The following is an 8263-nucleotide window of genomic DNA, read 5'->3' as shown; positions in this document are numbered from 1 at the left end:
GCGCCTCCAAGTTGGCCAAGTTGCCCGCGTAGGTGAGTTTGTCGAGGTTGACGATGGTTTCGTTGGAACTGGCCAACCAAGTGTGAACAAAGTTGCTGCCGATGAAGCCGGCGCAGCCGGTGACGAGGAGGGTCATACCAATGCGTGGTCTTCGTTGAGGTTCTTCAAAACTGCCAGCGCCGTGGCATCCCATTTATCTTCTAAGCTAATCAATTGGTCGCCATCAACAAAAGGAGGGTACGCCTCATTCAAGGTCAGTCGAATGTAATGGTGTACAAAAACATCTAATGCAATGTGCATAGGCTTGATATCACCATGACTACGTGCGCGTTCTTTGGCGCGCAAATACAAATCAAAGTCTGCCGCTTGAATTCGCGCATCCCAAAGTCCAATTAATTCAATCGCGCGGCGAGACATCATGACTGTGTTACCGACAAAACCTTCTGTCACTTGAAGACTAAATCTGTCGGCACGTTTTTGACAAAACGCAGCCCAATCACCATACATCCAACGATGCATTTTTCTCAAAGAGTATTGAGACTTGCCCAGAAACAATAAGGCTAAACCTTTGATCCAACGCCAGCGCCGACGTAAACGCTTAGTAGCCGATTTGGTTTCAACCTTTTCAATGCCACAAGAGGTGAGAACATCCAAATGGTTATGCCGCATGGATGAAACCAGTCGGGTATTCCAGGCTTTGGGAACAATCACATCGTTGTTTAGAAAAGCCAAGTATTCACCCTTAGCGATTGCAATACCTAAGTTTTGGCAATATGGGTAAGAGTAATTTCCGGGATTGGCGATAACCCGCACTCCAACGCTTTGAAAAAATTCACGGCTGCCATCCGTTGACAAATTATCGACGACGATCAACTCCCAGTCGCCTTCTGTATTGGCACACAAATATTCCCAGAAGATTTGGTTCATGCGCAGTTGATTGTGAACGGCAACGATGATGCTTAACATTTTTTCGATTCGTAGTTTATTTTTTAAAAACAGTATGCCAAGCACCCACCATGAGTACCGTGATGTGTAAATAGGGGCGGTACCAAAAACTTCTCAAGCCAATTAGATACATTAAGTCAAATCTGGATCTACACAACTGCCGCCAAGCTTGAAGAAATCCAAACTCTAGGGTGTAGTAGAAAAAGTCTTTCACCAATACTCTCGGTTTAAAGATATAACGCGTAGCCCCTCGAATCGACTTGCGGACTACCGAGGCTTGTGGTTCAGTAATGAACACAGACCGTACAACCGACAACCCTTTCAAAACTCCCATCAAGCTATAAGACCGGTGGTCCGCGGCATGGCCACCGGAATCAATGATGACGTCAGACGCTAAAACAAACTCATAGCTACGGTTTGGGTCAAGTTGTTGCGCAGCATCCCACCCTTTGAACAAAGCAATCAAATGCGCGGAGCAGGTCAACTGATGCCTTTGCCCTTGCTCCAATCCAAGCATCACTAAATCTTTTTTGAAAATACTTGTGGAGACAAAAAGCATTTCCGCCCAGTTGGCACTAACCTGCAACATGTCGTAAGGCGAGTTGAAAGCCTCGTCTCTCTGCACAAACTTTGCATACCGCCTCGGGACTTGAAAGCTGATAAAACCAATATCGTGATTTGAGACAAAAAACTTTTTTATTTTCTGCAAGAAATCTGACACAAGGTAATCATCATCACCGAGCACCATCACATAGGGAGTTTTGCACAGCTCGAAACAACGCAATACATTGCCGTCAGCACCTAGGTTCGCATCGTTTTTAATGATGCGACAATCAACGTTTGGATACTTGGCTATAACAGCTTCAACCTTCTCTTTGCCATTTGGATTGGAGTCGTTGTCAACAACAACAACACGAACATCCCCCGAGATACTCTCAAGCGTTCGTTCCAGTGTTTTTTCCAAGATCCCCCACCGGTTATAGGTAGGAATAAATATACTAAGCAAGTCTTTCACGCGATGACCTCCCCACCAAATTGATCAAAAAAGAAGGTTTCCGTAGGATATTGATTGGTTTTTAACACTTCCCTCATGGGTCTTCCTCGATACCTACATAGCCAATAAACAGCTTTCGCTTTACTAAACAGAACAGTTAGGCTCATCATTGAGGTAACTCGTGTGTAGCGATTCTAGGTGTTGCTCCACACATTGCTGCACTATGCAAGCAATTCGTTCAGCAGGGATGTCCGACACACGCGCTCGTGCATGAATGACATGAGCGGCATCTGACTCACAAAAACGCATACGGGGATGAATCGCTCCAGCAAACAATGCCACGATCGGGACTTTAGCCGCCTTGCCTAAATGCAAGAGGCCACCATCGGCCGTCAACAGTAGCGTGACTCGCTGTAGCCGCGCAAAGACATGGTCCAACGGCAACGCATCCACCAAATTGAGTGACTTTTCATCACCGGAAAAAGATCTTGCAATCTCTTGCGCCATGTCTCGACCGTTGGCTGTCCCAAGCAGTATCCATTGAATTTCTGGGTACTGTATTTTTAAGAAGTGCAGCACAGCCGCCCAATGCGGATAGGTTCGCCATGGGACAACCCCCCCAATACCTAAGGCAATCGTTTTAGGCTCCCGGGTTTGCTCCGAGTGATCTAGTGATAGTCGAAACACAGATTCAGGTTGCCCTGGCGCTGCATCAGCAGGCATGCAAAATGCCGCACGCCAGGCATCATTAGCAAACTCCAAGCGGTTGAATTCGCATCCAAAATAATGTCCGTGCAAAGACAGGAATTGCTTAAAAAAGAAATATCGCCACTTCACCTTCAAACATTTCCAGCTGTAAGACTGCAACACGACAAAATCGTAGTCGTGCCGAAGCTGTCGTCGGTCATCAAATACCCGGTCAAATGCGGGATCTCCTTGATACATTGCCGAGATACTTGGATGGGTCAACATGTCAACGCGCAGAGCGCGCGTTGACCAAAGTTGTCGACTCGACAAATCCATGATGGAGTCACCTAACTGAGGCGTACCCAGATAGACATAAAGCACACGGCTTGCCTGGTTTGGTATGTGAGGCCTCAAAAACCAAAACTGCTGCGTAAGCAGCAGCGCCAAATCTCGTTTGAACCTTCGCCAAACACGGACCACCAAAGAGTGTGAGCGGACAAAGTCTTCTGCGTTCGATGGCACAGGTCGCCCATGTGGCGGCACATGAAGTGCACGAGCATAATTTTCAAAAAATTTCAAAATGCCTCAGGACTGAGCCCGCCCATACAAGTCTTCCATACGCACAATGTCGTCCTCACCCAAGTACGAGCCCGACTGCACCTCAATCAAATGTAATGGCACTTTGCCTGGGTTCTCCAGCGAGTGCACCGTTCCCACTGGTATGTAGACCGATTCGTTTTCTGTCACCAATCGGTAGTCGTCACCTAATCGCACCTTGGCTGTCCCAGTCACCACCACCCAATGCTCGGCGCGGTGATGGTGCATTTGCAGCGACAACTTGGCGCCTGGGTTCACCTTGATGCGTTTGACTTGAAAACGCCCACCCTGGTCGACCGAGTCGTAAGAACCCCATGGGCGAAACACCTCTCGGTGTTGTTCAGTTTCTGGCCGCTTGCTGGCCTTGAGCTGGTCCACCACTTTTTTAACGTCTTGGGTCTTGTCTTTGTGCACCACCAACACCGCGTCAGAGGTTTCCACCACCACCAAGTCTTGCACGCCAATTAAAGCCACCAGGCGACTGTCTGCATGCACATAGCTGCCCGTGGTGCCCTCAAGCACCACGTCACCACGCTGGGCATTGCCTTGCGCATCTTGTGGCAACACTTGCCACACGGCAGACCAAGCCCCCACATCGTTCCAACCCGCATCCAACGGCACCACCACAGCTTTGTCGGTTTTCTCCATCACCGCGTAGTCCACCGAATTGGAAGGCGACGACGCAAACGCAGCTTTGTCTAAACGCACAAACTCCAAATCTTTTTTCGCATCCGTCCATGCAGCTTCGCAGGACTTGTACATGGCGGCATCGGTCTTGGCCAGCTCTTGCAAAAACACCGAGGCCTTGAACATGAACATGCCGCTGTTCCAGGTGTAACTGCCATCGTCCACATAGGCTTGTGCGGTTAGCAAATCGGGCTTCTCCACAAAGCGCGACACAGGCACCGCTTGGTTCGCGCTCAGTGGTTCGCGCGCTTGCACATAGCCATAGCCCGTCTCGGCATGCGTGGGCACAATGCCAAATGTCACCAATGCACCCGCTTGTGCGGCCTGTAGGCCAACGCGCACAGCGTGGTGAAACGCAGGCACATTGCTGAACACATGGTCTGAGGGCAACACCAACAATACCGGGTCGTCACCTGCATTGGCCACCAGAGCTTGCGCCGCAAACGCAGCGGCTGCAATGGCAGGTGCCGTGTTGCGTGCCACAGGCTCCAACAATATAGCCAAGGGGGTCACGCCTACTTCGCGACACTGCTCACCTGCTAAAAAACGGTGGTCATCGTTGGCCACCACAATCGGACGCATGGCCTCGCCACCGCCCTGTATGCCCTGCAAGCGTTGCAACGTGAGCTGAAACAAAGTGGCTTCATCGGTGATCGACAAGAACTGCTTGGGTCGTAGCGCACGCGACAAAGGCCACAAACGAGAACCGCTGCCGCCCGACAGCACTACAGGGATTAATGTAGACATCTGAGTCTTACCTCACGCGTTGATATTCTTCCACTCGGTCATCGGGTGCCACACGATCGTTGGGTGGCTTGGCAGGACTATAGGCCTTCGCCACGGGTGACACCCAAGAGGTATCGGCAAATAAGTTGACGGGGCGCGTCACACGCGCACCGCCGTCACGCAACAAAGGCTTCCAGCTCCAGCCGGCAGCGTAACGGCTGCTGCTAGTTAAGAAGGCGTCAAACGGAATGGTCCAGGCAATGCCTTTGTCAAACGAGCCTTCGCCAAACACGGCAGCAGGCACGTTGGTTTTGGTGGCATAAGCGCTCAGGCTGGAGCCGTTGCGAAACACCTTCGACACCGACATCGTGGCCCCACGGTCACCCGCCAAGTACTGGCCCACGCTCAACGCAGCATGCACCCCTTCAAACGGCGTGACCCAATACCCCGTTAAGTGCCCCGTGTTGATTTTGTAGTCTCTGAAGCTGAAGTCTTGGGCAAAGCTGCGTTGCTGCACGTGGTTGACATCCAGCCCCGCCGCCCAACGGCTGCCGGGTTGGCGGTACAACACCTCGCCGCCCACACCGCCAAACATCATCTCAAAATAACCCACATAGCCTGCGGCATACCAATTGGAGCCCAAGCGTTCAGACTTGCTCAAGGTCAAGCTGTCGACGGTGAACTTAGAGGTTTTCAAATACTCGGCAATCTGTGTGCGCACCTGCGGCATGTAAGACCAGCCGGGCGTGAACTTCTCGTAGTTGTCACTCAAGCGCATGCGCAAAGTGCTGTTGGCCTTGACATTCCATGGCATCTCCAGCCCCATCCACAAGGCACCGCTGAACTGGTACAGGTAGCCATCGGGTCCGCCTATGGTTTGCACCAAGTCCACGCCTGGCTCCACCCAATAGTTCAGCGGCTTGTCTGGCAACAGTGGTTTTCGCTCAGCGGTGGTCTGCACCTCGTACACCGGTTGCACCGGCAGCACGGGCTCTTGCGTGCGTGCAGGCTGTGTTTGTTGCGTGACCCATTCGCTGCGATTGACCTTTTCTACCGCCAACACATCACCCACCTTGTGATGGTGGATTTCAAAGTTCTCAACGCCCTCGGGCGCATCGCGGTTCAACACGGCCACCGCTTTGTCCAAGCGCTCTTGGTTGTACACGTTGTACGAGTTGCGAGCGTCGACCACCACGGTGTCTGGCGTTCGGTACACCTGCTGCACGTCCCACAAGGTGTATGCCGACAGGTCTTTGGCCGTGTCTTGCCAGTTGGGCTCGGCCTTGGGGCGTATCAGTTGCACCGCGGGGCGCGCGGGGTCGGTCACCTTGGGCATGTTGATGCCCGCCATGTCCACATAAAACGTGAAACCCATCGACCACGTGTTGCCACGCTCCACGCCCATGGACACATCCAAACCCTTCAAAGGGCGATACACGATGGCCCAGTTGAAAGGCGAGGCCACTGGCAAGTTATTGCTTTGCGGTTCGTGCTGGTAGTTGTTACCGTCGTACTCCAGCTTCACGTTGAAGTTCCACGGCGTTTGGTACTCGACGCCACCAAACAAAGCCGCAGGCCCGTGAAACCAACTGCCAGTTGAAAACGTACCGCCTTGACCCGTATCGCTAACCCGGGTGTCCATACGCTGCCCAAGCACTCGGCTCAACGGGTTACTCAAGTTACCGCGTCCTCCTAAATAGCCCCAACCCATGCCGAGTGACCAGTCCAAGCGCCCAGTGCGCTTGCTGGCCACCACATATTCCGAGCTATATAAGCCTGTGCCACCCACATCGCGCAAGCCCACTGCTAACTCGGGCAAGCCATCAGACTCTTTCAGCGCACGCGCTTTGACATCAAAACTTTTGTCTTTGTAGGGTAAGTTGCCGCTGAATGCCTCTGACCCATACAAACGGTTCGATGTGTCTGTGTAACGAAACCCAGCCTCTAACCAATCGGTAGGCTGAAAAAAAATGTTGTTGTTTTGGTAGGGCCAGGTTCGGTGCACCGTCCAGCCAAAATAGCCGGGCTGTTGCATGCGTGCTGTGGGTGTTTGCAACAAGCCCACGTTGCCCCAATTGCTGGCTGTGGGCTGTGGCTGCGCGTGATGGCCTTGCAAATCAAACAGACTATCTTGCGCAGCCGCAGGGTAGGCCTGACGCGAAGGCGCATGCATCACATGCAAAGGCACACGGGTCGATACGCCCTGTGTGGCCAGCCACTCGGCCCAGCCTAGGCTGAAAGCCTCTGGCAGTTGGCTGCCACGCTGGGGCACCCATAGCCAAGCTCCTGGCGCAGGCTGGTCTTGCTCAGCCATGTTCCACAGGTCTAGCCCAACACGTTGCACACGCCCATCGGGCTGCACCACCCAGGCCCAAGAACCATAGGCATCAGCCCCCATGCACGCGCGTACGTAGTGCAATACTTGCAGGCCTTCGCGGTGGGGTATTTCGCACACGCGGCCATCATCGGCCATCACACGCAAACTGATGGGGCGCTGTAGCACGGTTACATGGTCACCCACTTGTAACAGTGGGTCTTTGCGTGGGTAGGCCTCTAGCCATTTGGGCTCAGCGATAGCAACCGGCACACGCCCCGTTGGTGGCATGGCTGCCAAGTTTTTTTGCAACCCAGCATAAGCCGCAGAGCTGATCAACCCTCGCTGCAACAAAACATTCAACGAATCGCCTAGTGCTAGGTAAACGCGCTCTTGTCTGGTCTTTTCCTCTGATGTCTGCCACATCGTGGCCAAGGGGTAAACGTCAGGCACAGGGATTTGGTTGGCCAACCAGTGGCTCAAACGTTGTGGCTGTTGCACCTCTGCGTGCAAGGCTACAGGTGATTGCGCTCTGACTTGCAAACTCAGCAGGGTCAACACTGCGGCTATTAAAAATCCGTATGACTTATCGTTCATTTGGCAGGCACCACCACACCCAAGGGGCGCAAAGCCAAGCACAAAGCCTTGGCAACACACTGCTCGCTGTACACCACACGGCCATCTAGCAAAACAAACTTTTGCAAGTACCACCACTCCAGCCCATCATCGCCTTTGCTGCTTACCAAGTCGGCTACCCACTGCGCTTGCGGGCTCACGCCGTCGGGCAAGCGTTGAGGCGCTGTGGTTTTGTAGGTGGTAATGGTGTCTATCAGGTTGTAGCGGTAGCCTGGCATCACATCCAACACGCGCCGCCAAGACAGCTCTCGGGTGTTGTTGAGCACAGCGTCCCATGTCGGTGGCATGCTAGTTTGTCCACGCCATTCGTGTGTAAAACCCAACACCTGTTGTATACGGCCATCCACAAGATAGAGCATTTCGCCTTGGCCGGTATACCAATACTCATGCACATGGCGACTTTCACCGCTGCCTTGCACGCTGCGTTCGCCCAGCGCCATCACACTGGCGCGGCCATCTAACGAAACAGCGAGATATTCAAAACCTGGTTTGTACGGTTTAATTTGCGCACTCTTAGGAAGCAAGGTAGACATTGTTTCAGTCACTGGGTTGTTACCCCGACATGCAGCTAAAACCAATATACAAACACACCACCCAAGAAGTTTGTAACAACGCAGAACTGGCAACGCTAAGCTTTCTAAAAAATGACCCAAAAAACTAAGCGCCCCGCAGGGCGC

Annotated in this window: 7 protein-coding genes; all 7 read right to left on the bottom strand. The window is 52.7% G+C overall.

Going from position 1 to position 8263, the window contains the following annotated elements; genetic code table 11:
- On the bottom strand, window positions 1-136 hold a 136-nt coding region (locus tag B9Z41_RS13260; protein WP_143474206.1), incomplete at its 3' end, for an NAD-dependent epimerase/dehydratase family protein.
- Window positions 133-966, bottom strand: a complete 834-nt coding sequence (locus B9Z41_RS13255) for a glycosyltransferase family 2 protein (protein ID WP_100147542.1) — start codon at window positions 964-966, stop codon at window positions 133-135. The genes B9Z41_RS13255 and B9Z41_RS13260, both read right to left, overlap by 4 nt.
- A gap of 16 nt (window positions 967-982) precedes the next feature.
- Window positions 983-1960 carry a glycosyltransferase family 2 protein gene (locus B9Z41_RS13250; protein ID WP_158236179.1) on the bottom strand — a complete coding sequence of 326 codons (978 nt, stop codon included), beginning with the start codon at window positions 1958-1960 and terminating at the stop codon, window positions 983-985.
- A 123-nt stretch (window positions 1961-2083) separates the two neighbouring features.
- Window positions 2084-2962 (bottom strand): glycosyltransferase family 9 protein, encoded by an 879-nt coding sequence (locus B9Z41_RS13245; RefSeq protein WP_233202676.1) that lies wholly within the window; start codon window positions 2960-2962, stop codon window positions 2084-2086.
- 249 nt (window positions 2963-3211) lie between these two features.
- Window positions 3212-4657: a mannose-1-phosphate guanylyltransferase/mannose-6-phosphate isomerase gene (locus B9Z41_RS13240; protein ID WP_100147539.1), complete on the bottom strand. Its 1446-nt coding sequence runs from the start codon at window positions 4655-4657 to the stop codon at window positions 3212-3214.
- Between the two features lie 7 nt (window positions 4658-4664).
- Window positions 4665-7547, bottom strand: coding sequence for a YjbH domain-containing protein (locus B9Z41_RS13235; RefSeq protein ID WP_100147538.1), 2883 nt, complete (start codon window positions 7545-7547; stop codon window positions 4665-4667).
- Complete coding sequence (locus B9Z41_RS13230; protein WP_143474204.1) at window positions 7544-8119, bottom strand: YjbF family lipoprotein; 576 nt, start codon at window positions 8117-8119, stop codon at window positions 7544-7546. Before B9Z41_RS13230 ends, B9Z41_RS13235 begins: the two co-directional genes overlap by 4 nt.
- Between the last annotated feature and the right edge of the window lie 144 nt (window positions 8120-8263).

It is taken from the genome of Limnohabitans sp. JirII-31, from assembly GCF_002778315.1.
Classification (GTDB): Bacteria; Pseudomonadota; Gammaproteobacteria; order Burkholderiales; family Burkholderiaceae_C; genus Limnohabitans.
This window is presented reverse-complemented; position numbering and strand designations above follow the sequence as displayed.